A 13,807-nucleotide genomic window follows, 5' to 3' on the forward strand; every position below is an offset into this window, starting at 1 on the left:
CCCTGAATCAAGGGGTACTAATGAATGTGGTAAATCATTTGCAAACATTTTACTTTGCAAAAACTTCCGGCCCTTTTATTGCCAATGTATTCAAAATACGTAGTGCCGGGCCGCTCGGTTTTATTTCATTACGTTCCCATTTCGAGACACTTTCTTTTGACATTCCCATTGTATGTGCCAGCACGGATTGTGACATGCCGTATCGGGTGCGGATGGCTTTGATCTCTTCACCCGTCATTGATTTGACTTTGGCTATACGGGCGCTGACTTCACGGGCTTTGACCATGACGGCAATGGCATCAACCTCACTATCAGACATCAGGCCCAATGCATTCAGTTCCTTTGCATCTTCCAGCATCATTTGTAATTTATCGCTCATTTTTCACCTCAATCAAGAAGCCAGTTTCGATCAAATCCTCTATTTGCTTATTGCTAAAGGCCAGAAATGCATTTGCCATTTTTTTGTAGGCTGCCAGTTCATCATCTTCGATTTCTTTGGTTCCTTTACTGCTTAGACCACTCTTGGACCAACCATCATAAAAAAACACATGATTTGCTGATTTAAAAAAGATAATTGTTCTGGCTCCACCACTCTTTCCTTGTTGGAGGGGTAACCGTTTTTTGATGACACCGCTACCTAAATCAGCCTCCCATATGCCTTGCATCACTTCTTCAGCGGCAGCCATGAGAACTTTATCGTGAATACCAAGTTTTTTCGTGCTTTGGCTGAATCGCCTTGCCTTATACACACCCATACATCCATCCTTGTGGTAATGTTTACTATAGTAACCATTACGCTTATTTCAAGTAATTGCGATCAAAACTTTAATTTGGTGTGAAAAAGTGAGAGTTGCCTCGAGTACGATTCATTTTTCTCGATTTATGCGTCAGGGGATTTTGTGCGTAAGGGTAGGACATCGGGAAGGGTAGTAGAGGCAGATCGAAGAACAATATCCTTGTTAGATCTGCCTTTAGATTAATTAAACCCGGCTACCCCACAAATCGTACTCATCGGCGTGCTCGACTTTCACACGCAGGATATCACCCGGCTTAACGTTGGTTTCACCATTGAGATAAACCGCGCCGTCGATTTCCGGTGCATCTGCCATGCTGCGACCAATCGCGCCTTCTTCGTCCACTTCGTCGATAATCACCAGAATTTCACGGCCCACTTTCTCTTGCAGGCGCTCGGCGGAAATCTGCTGCTGCAGCTGCATGAAACGGTTCCAGCGTTCTTCTTTAACTTCTTCCGGAACCTGGTCAGGCAGGGCATTGGCGTCTGCACCTTCAACCGGGCTGTATTTAAAGCAGCCAACGCGATCCAGACGCGCTTCTTTCAGGAAGTCGAGTAGCATCTGGAAATCTTCTTCTGTCTCGCCAGGGAAGCCGACAATAAAGGTTGAGCGTAGGGTCAGTTCCGGGCAGATTTCGCGCCACTGTTTGATGCGCGCCAGTTGGCGATCTACAGAACCCGGACGCTTCATCAGTTTGAGAATGCGCGGGCTGGCGTGCTGCAACGGAATGTCCAGATACGGCAGGATTTTGCCTTCTGCCATCAGTGGGATGACGTCGTCCACATGCGGATAAGGGTAAACGTAGTGCAGACGTGTCCAGATCCCCAGTTTCGATAACTGTTCGCACAGGCTGACCATGCTGGTTTTTACCGGCTCGCCGTTGTGGAAGCCAGTACGATGTTTAACATCAACGCCATAGGCGGAAGTATCCTGCGAGATCACCAGAATCTCTTTAACGCCCGCATCTACCAGACGTTTCGCTTCACTTAACACTTCGCCAATCGGACGGCTCACCAGGTCGCCGCGCATAGACGGAATAATGCAGAAGGTGCAGCGGTGATTACAGCCTTCCGAAATTTTCAGATAGGCATAATGACGCGGCGTCAGTTTCACACCTTGTTCTGGCACCAGGCTCAGGAATGGGTTGTGTTTCGGTTTTGGCACGTAGTGATGAACGTGCTCCAGAACCTGCTCATAGCTATGAGGCCCGGTGATTTCCAGCACTTTCGGGTGGACTTCGCGGATCTGATCTTCTTTTGCCCCCAGACAACCGGTCACAATTACCTTGCCGTTTTCATTCAACGCTTCACCAATGGCTTCCAGTGATTCTTGTACCGCGCTGTCAATAAAGCCGCAGGTGTTGACGATCACCATGTCCGCATCGTCATAGCTCGGTACCACGTCATAACCTTCAGTGCGGAGTTCGGTGAGAATACGCTCTGAATCGACAAGGTTTTTCGGACAGCCAAGGGAAACAAAGCCGATTTTCGGCTGGGGAGTTACTTTGCTCATAGCTTAAAAAATATTCAGTTACAGGAAAGGTCAGGGCAGGGATTCTACAGAGTTCTGGATAAAATTTGTATCGCAATCTCATTCGCTGGCGGAGGCGAAGGAAATGTAAATTTTGTTAATTCGGCGTGAAGAATTGATCCTGGACAGCATTTTGCTCAAAAAAATAGCCATACTATTTAATTGCAACAAGGCTGGAAAGAGGAGGATCGAAGTATGTTCGTTGACAGACAGCGAATCGATCTGCTGAACCGGTTGATCGACGCACGCGTTGACCTCGCTGCATACGTGCAACTGAGGAAGGCAAAAGGATACATGTCCGTCAGCGAAAGCAATCATCTACGAGATAACTTTTTTAAACTGAATCGCGAACTGCACGATAAATCGCTGCGGTTGAATCTTCATCTGGATCAGGAAGAGTGGAGTGCTCTTCATCATGCTGAAGAAGCATTAGCGACAGCCGCAGTATGTTTGATGAGTGGGCACCATGATTGCCCGACTGTTATTACCGTCAACGCCGATAAGCTTGAAAATTGTCTGATGAGCTTAACGCTGAGTATCCAGAGCCTGCAGAAGCACGCCATGCTTGAGAAGGCCTGAAAACTAAGGGGGAGAAAGCGTCTCCCCCTTCATGTTTAAGTTTTTGTAAAAATGAATTTGTTATCTCCTCCACTGACTACGCTTTAAGCCAGAGTCAATCCGGAGGCGTTATGCATCGACAATCCTTTTTCCTTGTGCCCCTTATTTGTCTTTCTTCCGCTCTCTGGGCGGCTCCTGCAACGGTAAATGTCGAAGTACTGCAAGACAAACTCGACCATCCCTGGGCACTGGCCTTTTTACCCGATAATCACGGTATGTTAATCACTCTGCGCGGCGGCGAGTTGCGTCACTGGCAAGCAGGAAAAGGATTATCTGCGCCGCTTTCCGGAGTTCCGGACGTTTGGGCGCACGGGCAGGGCGGCCTGCTGGACGTGGTTTTAGCGCCTGATTTTGCTCAGTCTCGCCGCATCTGGTTAAGTTATTCCGAAGTTGGCGATGATGGCAAAGCCGGAACTGCTGTGGGTTATGGCCGCTTAAGTGATGATCTCTCAAAAGTGACCGACTTCCGCACCGTCTTTCGCCAGATGCCAAAACTGTCTACCGGCAACCATTTTGGCGGGCGGCTGGTATTCGACGGTAAAGGTTATCTTTTTATTGCTCTGGGCGAAAACAATCAGCGCCCGACGGCGCAGGATCTGGATAAATTACAGGGCAAACTGGTGCGTCTGACCGACCAGGGCGAAATCCCGGATGATAATCCTTTTATAAAGGAATCCGGTGCGCGCGCCGAGATCTGGTCTTATGGCATTCGTAATCCGCAAGGAATGGCGATGAATCCGTGGAGTAATGCACTGTGGCTGAATGAACATGGCCCGCGCGGTGGTGATGAAATTAATATCCCGCAAAAAGGCAAAAACTACGGCTGGCCGCTGGCAACCTGGGGAATCAACTATTCAGGCTTTAAGATACCGGAAGCGAAAGGGGAGATCGTCGCCGGGACCGAGCAACCTGTTTTTTACTGGAAAGATTCGCCCGCTGTGAGCGGCATGGCCTTCTATAACAGCGATAAATTCCCCCAGTGGCAGCAAAAATTATTTATTGGCGCGCTGAAAGATAAAGATGTCATTGTGATGAGCGTCAACGGCGACAAAGTGACAGAAGATGGCCGTATTTTAACGGACAGAGGGCAGCGAATTCGTGATGTTCGCACTGGACCCGACGGTTATTTATACGTTCTCACCGACGAGTCCAGTGGGGAATTACTTAAAGTTAGCCCACGCAATTAGCTAACGGGAATCATCACCACTTTGCGCACTGCGGGGCGTTCAGTGAGTTGCTGATACCAGCGTTGCAGATTTGGACGCGGTGTCCAGGTCAGGCCAACGTTAAACAAATTGTAGATGAACGGTGCGATAGCGATATCGCCCACACCAAACTCGTCGCCAGAGAACCATTTTACTTTTGCCAGTTCCGCATCGAGCAGGGCAAACAGGGCGTCGCACTCTTTGCAACTGGCATCAATGGCGGCCTGATCGCGCTCTTCCGGTGGTGTTCTGACTAATCCCATCAGGATCCCGCGATGAGCATTACTGAGCGTCTGGTTTGCCCAGTCCATCCATTTTTCCGCTTCCGCACGACGTGCCGGTGAGTCGATCCACAGGCGTTTTTGCCCGTACTGTGCCGCCAGATAGCGGACAATGGCGTTTGATTCCCAAAGAATGAGATCACTTTCGTCGTCACGCAACAACGGCACCAGCCCGTTAGGGTTCATCGCCAGAAAATCAGCATCGTGATTTATCCCAAACTCACGGCCCGCGAGAATTTGCTCATAAGGTAGTTCCAGTTCTTCGAGCGTCAGCAATACTTTTTTTACGTTAGTTGAATTATTCCGACCCCACAGCGTAATCATACTCACCCCTTTTCCGACAGGCAGCCACAGGCTGAACAGGACTCCGATGGTGAAGTAAAGTTAACTTTTAAGCAACAGCTGGCAAAAAAATGACACCAGAAGCAGCGAAGCGGCAGGATATTGCATAAACTTTAAAAACTTTACCAACTTACGGTTTCTTTAAGTTTGTGTGTGCGTTATTAATCACCGAACTTATCATACGGCGATATAACGTATTTTTTTTGAATGGATACTCGGGTGGCATTTATGACGCAATACTCCTCTCTCCTTCGTGGTCTTGCAGCGGGTTCTGCATTTTTATTCCTTTTTGCCCCAACGGCATTCGCGGCGGAACAAACCGTTGAAGCGCCGAGCGTGGATGCGCGTGCATGGATTTTAATGGATTACGCCAGCGGTAAAGTGCTGGCAGAAGGCAACGCGGATGAGAAACTGGATCCCGCGAGCCTGACTAAAATCATGACCAGCTATGTGGTTGGGCAGGCGCTTAAGGCCGATAAGATTAAACTCACCGATATGGTGACGGTCGGTAAAGATGCCTGGGCGACGGGAAATCCGGCACTGCGTGGTTCATCGGTAATGTTCCTCAAACCGGGCGATCAGGTTTCGGTGGCAGACTTGAACAAAGGTGTGATTATCCAGTCCGGTAATGACGCCTGTATTGCGCTGGCCGATTACGTTGCCGGGAGCCAGGAGTCATTTATTGGTTTGATGAATGGTTATGCCAAAAAACTGGGTCTGACCAACACTACCTTCCAGACGGTGCACGGTCTGGATGCGCCGGGGCAGTTCAGTACCGCGCGCGATATGGCATTGCTGGGCAAAGCATTGATCCACGATGTGCCGGAAGAGTACGCCATTCATAAAGAGAAAGAGTTCACCTTCAACAAAATTCGTCAGCCTAACCGTAACCGTCTGCTGTGGAGCAGCAATCTGAATGTTGATGGCATGAAGACAGGAACCACGGCAGGCGCGGGATATAATCTGGTTGCTTCGGCTACCCAGGGCGATATGCGTTTAATCTCCGTAGTGCTGGGGGCGAAAACCGACCGTATCCGTTTTAATGAGTCTGAGAAATTATTGACCTGGGGTTTCCGCTTCTTTGAAACTGTGACGCCAATTAAACCTGATGCCACCTTTGTGACTCAGCGCGTCTGGTTTGGTGATAAGAGCGAAGTGAATCTCGGGGCAGGCGAAGCGGGCTCCGTGACCATACCGCGTGGGCAGCTGAAAAACCTGAAAGCGAGTTATACGTTAACGGAACCGCAGCTTACCGCACCGCTGAAAAAAGGTCAGGTTGTCGGGACCATTGATTTCCAGCTTAACGGTAAATCCATTGAGCAGCGTCCGCTGATCGTGATGGAAAATGTGGAAGAGGGCGGATTCTTTGGTCGGGTGTGGGATTTCGTGATGATGAAATTCCATCAGTGGTTCGGCAGCTGGTTCTCTTAATCTTCTGATAACCGGATGGCGCGAAACGTCATCCGGTTATACGTCATTAATACATCAACTTAATGCGCTGCGTCTGCGCGTACTTCACATACTCATCTTCCGGGCAACAATCGCTCACCACAATATCAAAGCGTTTCAGGTCACCCATGCGCGCCGGACGCACCTTGCCAAATTTACTGTGGTCGACAACCAGCACATGCTTTTGCGCCATCGACATGGCCCAGTGTTTTACCGGCAACTCTTCAAGATTAAAACAGGTAGCGCCTTTACTGACATGCACGCCCGCCGCAGAATAAAAAGCGATATCCGGGCAAAAATTATTCAGCGTTTGCTGAAAATCGATGGGTTTGAAAATGGCGTTGCTGGCGTGAAATTCACCACCGCAAAGAAACGCGCGGCAATGGGGTTTCTCTTTCAGCGCCAGAAAGGTATTTAGCGAATAACAAACGGCGGTAAAAGGGATTTCATTATCAATCGCTTCAATAATCCACGGCGTGGTGGTGCCACAGTCAAAAAAGAGGGTCTGATCGGGTTCTACCAGCGTCGCAGCCAGTTTTGCCGCCCGGCGTTTTTCTTCCACCAGGCGGGATTTTTGATCGCTTAACAGGTAATGGCTGGCACTGCGCGGTTCCAGAACAATATAGCCGCCGAGCAAAACGACGGGCGCACTGTGGTTGTTCAGATCGCGACGAATCGTCATCTCCGAAACCCCAAGCAGGGCGGCGGCGTCTTTAAGATGTAACTTATCGCTGCGTTTTAATTCTTGCAGCAGCTGCCCGATACGCTCTTCGCGACGTGTTTCCATAATCCCTCTGAATAGTTATTGAAGCGAGCCGCTCAATACTACACTTTTTAGCAGAGATCAGTCACGCACCCAGCCTTTGCGGATCGGTAATGCAAAACAGACGCGATACCACGATTGCAGACGTTGATAGAGTTTATGCCCCATCGCTTGCCAGATAATCTGGGCACTAAGGCAGCCAATCATACCTGCCAGCAATCCACCGAGCATATCCAGCGGCCAGTGGACGCCAAGATAAACGCGCGACCAGGCAATGACGACGGCCAGCACCATTAAAAGTGAGCCGGACCACAGGCGATGCCAGCATAAAAATGCCAGTGCAAAGGTGAAAATCACCGTACCGTGATCGCTTGGGAATGAGTCATCCGCCGCATGATGCAGGAAGTTATAGCCGATATTTTCGACAAAGGGTCGGTCGTGCGGAAAAAGATGTCCCATCGTCCAGGACACAAACAGGCTGACCGCCAGCGCGATAGCGATTTTTATCACCAGTTGCCGTTGTGCTGTAAGCCCCCACAACCAAAGTACCACGGCCAGCAACGGCACCACGGTAATCAAATCTTTAGCAATAAAAATCGCCAACGAGATCATCCACGGAGCCGAGTCTGGCGTCGCGTTAATAAGAGAGAATAGAGAGAGATTCAAATTTTCCAGCATAACTTCCCGACGCAAAGTGATTAAAAGGGAGCCAATACAGGCAAGTCGTTGAGAATAAAGTGCAGGTTAAACTGGGTAAAGCGGCATCGTCTTATTTCCCTCAAGCGGCCTGTTTACGGTGGGTGATTGTAACGGGCATAGGTTAAATAAAACTTAAAGAAAGCGTAGCTATACTCGCAATAATGTAAGAATGTGCTTAACCGTGGTTTCAGCTACAAAATTCGCTTTCTCGTTAGCTGCGCTTTTATTAAACTCTGCGCGATTATTATTGGCGAAGAAATTGCATGCAAAATAAATTAGCTTCCGGTGCCAGGCTTGGACGTCAGGCGTTACTTTTCCCTCTCTGTCTGGTGCTTTACGAATTTTCAACCTATATCGGCAACGATATGATTCAACCCGGTATGTTGGCCGTGGTGGAACAATATCAGGCGGGCATTGATTGGGTTCCTACTTCGATGACCGCGTATCTGGCGGGCGGGATGTTTTTACAATGGCTGCTGGGGCCGCTGTCGGATCGTATTGGTCGCCGTCCGGTGATGCTGGCGGGAGTGGTGTGGTTTATCGTCACCTGTCTGGCAATATTGCTGGCGCAAAACATTGAACAATTCACCCTGTTGCGCTTCTTGCAGGGCATAAGCCTCTGTTTCATTGGCGCTGTGGGATACGCCGCAATTCAGGAATCCTTCGAAGAGGCGGTTTGTATCAAGATTACCGCGCTGATGGCGAACGTGGCGCTGATTGCTCCGCTACTTGGTCCGCTGGTGGGCGCGGCGTGGATCCATGTGCTGCCCTGGGAGGGGATGTTTGTTTTGTTTGCCGCATTGGCAGCGATCTCCTTTTTCGGTCTGCAACGAGCCATGCCTGAAACCGCCACGCGTATAGGCGAGAAACTGTCACTGAAAGAACTCGGTCGTGACTATAAGCTGGTGCTGAAGAACGGCCGCTTTGTGGCGGGGGCGCTGGCGCTGGGATTCGTTAGCCTGCCATTGCTGGCGTGGATCGCCCAGTCGCCGATTATCATCATTACCGGCGAGCAGTTGAGCAGCTATGAATATGGCTTGCTGCAAGTGCCTATTTTCGGGGCGTTAATTGCGGGTAACTTGCTGTTAGCGCGTCTGACCTCGCGCCGCACCGTACGTTCGCTGATAATTATGGGCGGCTGGCCGATTATGATTGGTCTGTTGGTCGCTGCTGCGGCAACGGTTATCTCATCGCACGCGTATTTATGGATGACTGCCGGGTTAAGTATTTATGCTTTCGGTATTGGTCTGGCGAATGCGGGACTGGTGCGATTAACCCTGTTTGCCAGCGATATGAGTAAAGGTACGGTTTCTGCGGCGATGGGAATGCTGCAAATGCTGATCTTTACCGTTGGTATTGAAATCAGCAAACATGCCTGGCTGAACGGGGGCAACGGACAGTTTAATCTCTTCAACCTTGTCAACGGAATTTTGTGGCTGTCGCTGATGGTTATCTTTTTAAAAGATAAACAGATGGGAAATTCTCACGAAGGGTAAAAAAATGCCTGACTGCTTTGTGCGATCAGGCATTCTCGAATTAATGGTGATGGTCGTCAATCTGGTGTTCGATAACCATCCCTTCACCTACGCTGGCAAGATGGCGAGCATAAGGATGCGGGCGGTAAGCCGGAGCTGGCGCAGGAGCCACATAGACGGTTTGCGGCACAGTCGCGACGCTGACCGCTTGTGGAACGCTGACTGAATCAGGAACTACAACCACTTTGTATCCACTCGGCACATCGACGGTGACACTTTGCGCCATCGCCACACCAGTAAAGCCCATTAAAAGCGCGCCCAACAGTAGACAATTTTTCATAATCATTTCGCCTGAAATAATGCAGCGGGTTAATTTCCGCGAATTATGCAGCCTTCATTCAGGTATTGTGTTGCCGGGCGTGCTGCCGTTTTTATTGGTCAAATGGCGCTTCGTGTTTAAGCACTTTATCGATCACATCCAGTACGCCTTCACGGTTATTGGAGCCTGCCCGGTATTTTGCCGCTGCGACGACCGCGCTGCCGGCATTTTCCATTGCAAAACTAAAGCCTGCCTGACGCAGCATCTCAATATCGTTACCGCCATCGCCAAAGACCACCACTTCGCTGTCGTCTATTCCCCATAATTTCTGCAGTTGGCGAAGGCCATTGGCTTTATGTACGCCGGGGATAATCAGATCGATGCTGCCGTTGCCGGTGTGGACTGGCACCATAATATCGCCGATGGCCTCATGTAATGCTTTTTGTACTTGTGGAATCAGTTCATCGGAAAGATTCAGGCCAAACTTAAAGAAAATATCTTCTAAGTTGTCAAAGTTATCGACGTATTCCAGACGGTGATAATACATTTCCGCCACCGTTTTCATGGCATCGTCATATTTTTTGAGCGTATAGGCGCTATTTTTTCCGCAGGCAATAATTTCCACTTCCGGGCGCGTCAGCAAATGTTCCACGACAGTAGTAAAGGCATCCTTCGACAGCTCGCCATTAAAAACATCTTTGCCTTCACTCACTACCCAGCCGCCGTTTTCAGCCACAAAGGCAATTTCATTAGCAATTTCAGGGAAGAAAGAGATCAACTGATAATATTGATTCCCGCTGGCGACCACAAAGCGAATGCCTTGTGCTTTCATTTGCTGATACTGAGCCATAAACCGCTCACGGTTATAGGTTTTTTGATCGCTTAAGAAAGTACCATCCATGTCTACCGCAATTAATTTAATGCTCATCAACTATTCTCCATCGCCGTCTGCGTTTTGGTATCGGGTTTGGCGACGGCTTTCGCGACAATAGCCGCGAGAATAACCAGCGCCAGTACAACCAGCATTGCACTACGTAATCCATAATGTTCGCCGAGATAGCCCAGCAGCGGCGGCCCGACGAGGAAAGCCAGATAACCGGTCGTTGCTACCACACTGACGCGGGTTGGTGCATCGGGGCCGGTATCGCTGGCGGCAGAAATGGTCAGCGGGAAGCCCAGCGAGGCACCCATTCCCCAGAGTACAACAGACACCCCAGCGACCCAGGCGCTATCGACAAAAATAATCAGCCCAATACCCAACGCCCCCATTAGCGCACTGGCCCGAACCACGGCAACGCGACTGTAACGGTCGATGAACCAACCGCCAGTGAAGCGTCCAACGGTCATCCCCAGGGTAAAACCGGCATAAATCAGCGAGCCGGAAGTGGGGCTAAAACCGTGACCGTCAACCATTAATAAGGGTAACCAGTCGTTGGCAGAACCTTCGGCAAAGGCCATCGCCAGCACCACAACACCAATCAGCAGCAACTGGATATCGCGATAAAAAGGTACGCCTTTTTCGCCATGCTGGGTGCCATCGGCAGCATTTTTGCCCGTACCGTCAGGGATTGCCTGAATGGCGATATAAATAGGCGCGATACCTACCAGCGCCGCCAATAAAATGTGCACCGTTGCCGGAACGCCAAAGGCCGTCAGTGCCATCCCGACACCAGCGCCTGCCAGCGTGCCCAGGCTATAAAAACCGTGCATCATCGGCAAAACCGTTTTATTCATTTCTCGCTCAACGGCGGCACCTTCAACGTTTATCGCCACTTCCGCAGAACCAAAACTTGCCCCAAAGACGCCGAGACCAACGGCAAAGAGCAGGGGCGATGTCAGCCAGAGTGCCAGACTTAATATCATCATCCCGATCAATGCGCAGGACATCGTGACCAGGATGACATTACGTGTCCCAAAGCGTTTCACTAACCACGCCGAGCAGAGAATACCGCTCATCGAACCGATCGACAGACCAAAGAGAACACCGCCCATTTCAGCGATCGAGACAGAGAGAATATCGCGGATAGCAGGCGTACGGGTTGCCCAGGACGCCATTAACAGGCCTGGCAAAAAGAAGAACATAAACAGCGCCCAGGTTCGGCGTTTCAATGCATTACGTGAAGAATTTACGGTCATAGATCACGTCAAAATAAGAAGAGGGAAGACAACATTAGCAAGGTTGTGTACATTTGTACACAATTGCAGACAGAGGAAATGACATGCGTCGCGCTAACGATCCGCAACGGCGAGAAAAAATTATCCAGGCCACGCTGGAGGCGGTGAAACTTTACGGAATACATGCTGTTACGCACCGCAAAATTGCTACCCTTGCCGGGGTACCGTTGGGATCGATGACCTACTATTTTTCAGGAATTGATGAGTTGTTGCTGGAGGCGTTCAGCAGTTTTACTGAGATTATGTCCCGGCAATATCAGGCATTTTTTAGCGATGTTAGTGATGCTCAAGGCGCATGCCAGGCTATCACCGATATGATCTACAGCTCACAGGTTGCAACGCCGGATAATATGGAGCTGATGTACCAGCTCTACGCGCTGGCTAGCCGAAAACCGCTATTAAAAACGGTAATGCAAAACTGGATGCAGCGCAGTCAGCAAACGCTCGAACAATGGTTTGAACCCGGAACCGCCCGCGCGCTTGATGCGTTTATTGAGGGGATGACGCTGCATTTTGTCACCGACCGTAAGCCGCTATCGCGCGAGGAGATTTTGAGGATGGTTGAGAGGGTTGCAGGGTAGTAGATAAATTTTAGATAACAAAAAACCCATTTATGTAAACGGGTTAATGAAAACAATAAGTTAGAGTAAAAACAATAAGTTGGGTTGGTGGTCAGTGGTGGTTATTACGGGGTAATGCCAACCGCTGCCGCCACTTTGTCGCCACTTGTTTTACCTTAGACGCCATGGGCCTTTTTCTTCAACCTGCTCGACTAAACCTTCGTCTTCTAGTTCACGCAATAACGCAACAACCCAATATTGTTGGTTCGAACTTGTTGCTTTTCGTTTTTCTCCCCAATCTAGGCCACTAAGGCGAAATACTTCAGCTTGTTTAACCCCTTTACCGTTTTTTTGACCATCTGGGTGAGTTCTGAGTACGGATAAAGCCAATTCTTTGGCTTTGTTGCGTAGCTCAGCTCCCTGATGCTGTAACTCATTCATTGGTCGTGCTCCATGTGAAAGAAAAAAGAATATTAGCTCAATAGGGCAGAACACGCATTTTCAAACAGTTGCTGTTGATGTTGGTAGTGTAGCCAGCGGATTAAACCGTAATGCAGTTTCCAGGTGATCCGGTGCCAGATGTGCGTAACGCATGGTCATTTTTATGTCGTGATGTCCGAGGATTTTTTGCAAAGCAAGGATATTTCCACCCGACATCATGAAATGCGCCGCAAACGTATGGCGCAGAACGTGTGTCAGTTGACCGCGAGGGAGTACGATGGACGTTTTTTCCATCACGGATAAAAATTGAAAATAGCAGTCTGTGAAGAAATTGAACCCATCAAGCGCCATGATCTCTTCGTAAAGGTCTTTACTGATAGGGATGCTTCTGTTTTTCTTCCCCTTCGTTCTTACAAAGGTAATTCGGTATTTGGTCACCTGTGAGCGGGTAAGATTTACGGCTTCACGCCAACGTGCGCCTGTGCTTAAGCATATCTTAACTACCAGTGCCAGAATTGGGTCCTGACGTTTGCAATCAGCCAGCAATTCAACAATCTGCTCATGGGTAAGCCATGCCATCTCTTTTTCTGCGATGGTGAATTTTCGCATGTTCTCCAGTGGGTTCGGATACGACCATTCGCCCAGGCGGGATAGTTCGCTAAAAACACTACTTAGATAGCTTTGCTCCAGGTTAATGGTGACCGGGCTTGCTCCTTTCTTCCATTTCTCGCTGAAGTAGATCTCACCTGTCAGGCGTTTATCTCGATAGTGGGCAAACATTTTAGATGTGAGATCAGTTGCAAGGGGATTGCCCAGAGCGTCAACCATCAACAGCAGTTTGTCATAGACATGCTGGCCAGCTGTCAGAGATTTACCATGTAGTTTGAACCATAGTTCAACCACGTCTTTCAGTGTTCGACGATCCACTGATTCGCCCAGCCAGGGCTTTGCTTCGGTTTCTTCCATCGTGTGACGCTCAAAAGCCAGAGCTTCGCCTTTGGTGGCGAATTGTTTACGCACACGACGTCCGCTACGTCCGGCGGGGTAACATTCGCAAAGCCATTTTCCTGTGGTGAGTTTTCGTACTGCCATAAAAAGCCCTCATGTCAGAGGGCTAAATTTAACTGTATGTTTGACCAGTGGTCAATGTATGTAA

Annotated in this window: 16 protein-coding genes; 5 read left to right on the plus strand and 11 right to left on the minus strand. The window is 49.5% G+C overall.

Annotated elements, in window-relative coordinates; translation table 11 throughout:
• Window positions 1–49 precede the first annotated feature (49 nt).
• The 3 genes from RTW80_RS02460 to rimO all read right to left on the minus strand — a co-directional run bounded on the left by RTW80_RS02460 (window position 50) and on the right by rimO (window position 2,306).
• Window positions 50–379: a helix-turn-helix domain-containing protein gene (locus tag RTW80_RS02460; RefSeq protein WP_001280945.1), complete on the minus strand. Its 330-nt coding sequence runs from the start codon at window positions 377–379 to the stop codon at window positions 50–52.
• Entirely contained in the window at window positions 369–755 is a 387-nt protein-coding gene (locus tag RTW80_RS02465; protein ID WP_000539521.1) for a type II toxin-antitoxin system RelE/ParE family toxin, read from the minus strand. The genes RTW80_RS02460 and RTW80_RS02465 overlap by 11 nt, the downstream gene beginning before the upstream one ends.
• A gap of 225 nt (window positions 756–980) precedes the next feature.
• Window positions 981–2,306, minus strand: a complete 1,326-nt coding sequence (gene rimO / locus RTW80_RS02470; protein ID WP_000049367.1) for a 30S ribosomal protein S12 methylthiotransferase RimO — start codon at window positions 2,304–2,306, stop codon at window positions 981–983.
• 213 nt (window positions 2,307–2,519) lie between these two features.
• Between rimO and bssR the strand changes: the two genes are divergently transcribed.
• Both bssR and yliI read left to right on the plus strand, forming a co-directional pair.
• Window positions 2,520–2,903 carry a biofilm formation regulator BssR gene (gene bssR, locus RTW80_RS02475; protein ID WP_000497137.1) on the plus strand — a complete coding sequence of 128 codons (384 nt, stop codon included), beginning with the start codon at window positions 2,520–2,522 and terminating at the stop codon, window positions 2,901–2,903.
• Between the two features lie 110 nt (window positions 2,904–3,013).
• The gene (yliI, locus tag RTW80_RS02480; RefSeq protein ID WP_000555031.1) at window positions 3,014–4,129 is read left to right on the plus strand and encodes an aldose sugar dehydrogenase YliI; all 1,116 of its coding nucleotides are present in this window, start codon (window positions 3,014–3,016) and stop codon (window positions 4,127–4,129) included.
• Here yliI and gstB read toward each other — a convergent pair.
• On the minus strand, window positions 4,126–4,752 hold the full coding sequence (gstB, locus tag RTW80_RS02485; RefSeq protein ID WP_001295292.1) for a glutathione S-transferase GstB: 627 nt from the start codon (window positions 4,750–4,752) through the stop codon (window positions 4,126–4,128). The genes yliI and gstB overlap by 4 nt on opposite strands.
• A 246-nt stretch (window positions 4,753–4,998) precedes the next feature.
• Here gstB and dacC point away from each other — a divergent pair, with 246 nt between their 5' ends.
• Window positions 4,999–6,201 carry a serine-type D-Ala-D-Ala carboxypeptidase gene (gene dacC / locus RTW80_RS02490; protein ID WP_001300708.1) on the plus strand — a complete coding sequence of 401 codons (1,203 nt, stop codon included), beginning with the start codon at window positions 4,999–5,001 and terminating at the stop codon, window positions 6,199–6,201.
• A 46-nt stretch (window positions 6,202–6,247) separates the two neighbouring features.
• On the opposite strand, the gene deoR is transcribed toward dacC, so the two are convergent.
• Together deoR and ybjG are read right to left on the minus strand one after the other, a co-directional pair.
• Entirely contained in the window at window positions 6,248–7,006 is a 759-nt protein-coding gene (gene deoR, locus RTW80_RS02495) for a DNA-binding transcriptional repressor DeoR (protein ID WP_000450121.1), read from the minus strand.
• 57 nt (window positions 7,007–7,063) lie between these two features.
• Complete coding sequence (gene ybjG, locus RTW80_RS02500) at window positions 7,064–7,660, minus strand: undecaprenyl-diphosphate phosphatase (RefSeq protein WP_001295291.1); 597 nt, start codon at window positions 7,658–7,660, stop codon at window positions 7,064–7,066.
• 284 nt (window positions 7,661–7,944) lie between these two features.
• On the opposite strand from ybjG, the gene mdfA reads away from it, so the two are divergent.
• A complete protein-coding gene (gene mdfA / locus RTW80_RS02505) occupies window positions 7,945–9,177 on the plus strand; it encodes a multidrug efflux MFS transporter MdfA (RefSeq protein WP_001180090.1) in 1,233 nt (410 codons plus the stop codon).
• Between the two features lie 40 nt (window positions 9,178–9,217).
• On the opposite strand, the gene ybjH is transcribed toward mdfA, so the two are convergent.
• The 3 genes from ybjH to RTW80_RS02520 form a co-directional block, all read right to left on the minus strand.
• Entirely contained in the window at window positions 9,218–9,502 is a 285-nt protein-coding gene (gene ybjH / locus RTW80_RS02510; RefSeq protein ID WP_000605478.1) for a protein YbjH, read from the minus strand.
• Between the two features lie 85 nt (window positions 9,503–9,587).
• Window positions 9,588–10,403, minus strand: coding sequence for a 5-amino-6-(5-phospho-D-ribitylamino)uracil phosphatase (ybjI, locus tag RTW80_RS02515; RefSeq protein WP_001299614.1), 816 nt, complete (start codon window positions 10,401–10,403; stop codon window positions 9,588–9,590).
• A complete protein-coding gene (locus RTW80_RS02520; protein WP_000217864.1) occupies window positions 10,403–11,611 on the minus strand; it encodes an MFS transporter in 1,209 nt (402 codons plus the stop codon). The genes ybjI and RTW80_RS02520 overlap by 1 nt, the downstream gene beginning before the upstream one ends.
• An 83-nt stretch (window positions 11,612–11,694) precedes the next feature.
• Between RTW80_RS02520 and rcdA the strand changes: the two genes are divergently transcribed.
• Window positions 11,695–12,231, plus strand: a complete 537-nt coding sequence (rcdA, locus tag RTW80_RS02525; protein ID WP_001297003.1) for a DNA-binding transcriptional regulator RcdA — start codon at window positions 11,695–11,697, stop codon at window positions 12,229–12,231.
• A 150-nt stretch (window positions 12,232–12,381) separates the two neighbouring features.
• On the opposite strand, the gene RTW80_RS02530 is transcribed toward rcdA, so the two are convergent.
• Window positions 12,382–12,651 (minus strand): hypothetical protein, encoded by a 270-nt coding sequence (locus RTW80_RS02530; protein ID WP_001004343.1) that lies wholly within the window; start codon window positions 12,649–12,651, stop codon window positions 12,382–12,384.
• Between the two features lie 60 nt (window positions 12,652–12,711).
• The gene (locus tag RTW80_RS02535; protein ID WP_053289766.1) at window positions 12,712–13,743 is read right to left on the minus strand and encodes a tyrosine-type recombinase/integrase; all 1,032 of its coding nucleotides are present in this window, start codon (window positions 13,741–13,743) and stop codon (window positions 12,712–12,714) included.
• Window positions 13,744–13,807: the final 64 nt, after the last annotated feature.

Origin of the sequence: Escherichia sp. AM3, from assembly GCF_032029835.1 — a bacterium.
GTDB lineage: Bacteria > Pseudomonadota > Gammaproteobacteria > Enterobacterales > Enterobacteriaceae > Escherichia > Escherichia coli.

Bases quoted from the DNA above. Each gene is read 5' to 3' on its own strand.
- RTW80_RS02460 (WP_001280945.1), bottom strand. From the start codon at position 379: ATGAGCGATAAATTACAAATGATGCTGGAAGATGCAAAGGAACTGAAT.
- RTW80_RS02465 (WP_000539521.1), bottom strand. From the start codon at position 755: ATGGGTGTGTATAAGGCAAGGCGATTCAGCCAAAGCACGAAAAAACTT.
- rimO (WP_000049367.1), bottom strand. From the start codon at position 2,306: ATGAGCAAAGTAACTCCCCAGCCGAAAATCGGCTTTGTTTCCCTTGGC.
- bssR (WP_000497137.1), top strand. From the start codon at position 2,520: ATGTTCGTTGACAGACAGCGAATCGATCTGCTGAACCGGTTGATCGAC.
- yliI (WP_000555031.1), top strand. From the start codon at position 3,014: ATGCATCGACAATCCTTTTTCCTTGTGCCCCTTATTTGTCTTTCTTCC.
- gstB (WP_001295292.1), bottom strand. From the start codon at position 4,752: ATGATTACGCTGTGGGGTCGGAATAATTCAACTAACGTAAAAAAAGTA.
- dacC (WP_001300708.1), top strand. From the start codon at position 4,999: ATGACGCAATACTCCTCTCTCCTTCGTGGTCTTGCAGCGGGTTCTGCA.
- deoR (WP_000450121.1), bottom strand. From the start codon at position 7,006: ATGGAAACACGTCGCGAAGAGCGTATCGGGCAGCTGCTGCAAGAATTA.
- ybjG (WP_001295291.1), bottom strand. From the start codon at position 7,660: ATGCTGGAAAATTTGAATCTCTCTCTATTCTCTCTTATTAACGCGACG.
- mdfA (WP_001180090.1), top strand. From the start codon at position 7,945: ATGCAAAATAAATTAGCTTCCGGTGCCAGGCTTGGACGTCAGGCGTTA.
- ybjH (WP_000605478.1), bottom strand. From the start codon at position 9,502: ATGATTATGAAAAATTGTCTACTGTTGGGCGCGCTTTTAATGGGCTTT.
- ybjI (WP_001299614.1), bottom strand. From the start codon at position 10,403: ATGAGCATTAAATTAATTGCGGTAGACATGGATGGTACTTTCTTAAGC.
- RTW80_RS02520 (WP_000217864.1), bottom strand. From the start codon at position 11,611: ATGACCGTAAATTCTTCACGTAATGCATTGAAACGCCGAACCTGGGCG.
- rcdA (WP_001297003.1), top strand. From the start codon at position 11,695: ATGCGTCGCGCTAACGATCCGCAACGGCGAGAAAAAATTATCCAGGCC.
- RTW80_RS02530 (WP_001004343.1), bottom strand. From the start codon at position 12,651: ATGAATGAGTTACAGCATCAGGGAGCTGAGCTACGCAACAAAGCCAAA.
- RTW80_RS02535 (WP_053289766.1), bottom strand. From the start codon at position 13,743: ATGGCAGTACGAAAACTCACCACAGGAAAATGGCTTTGCGAATGTTAC.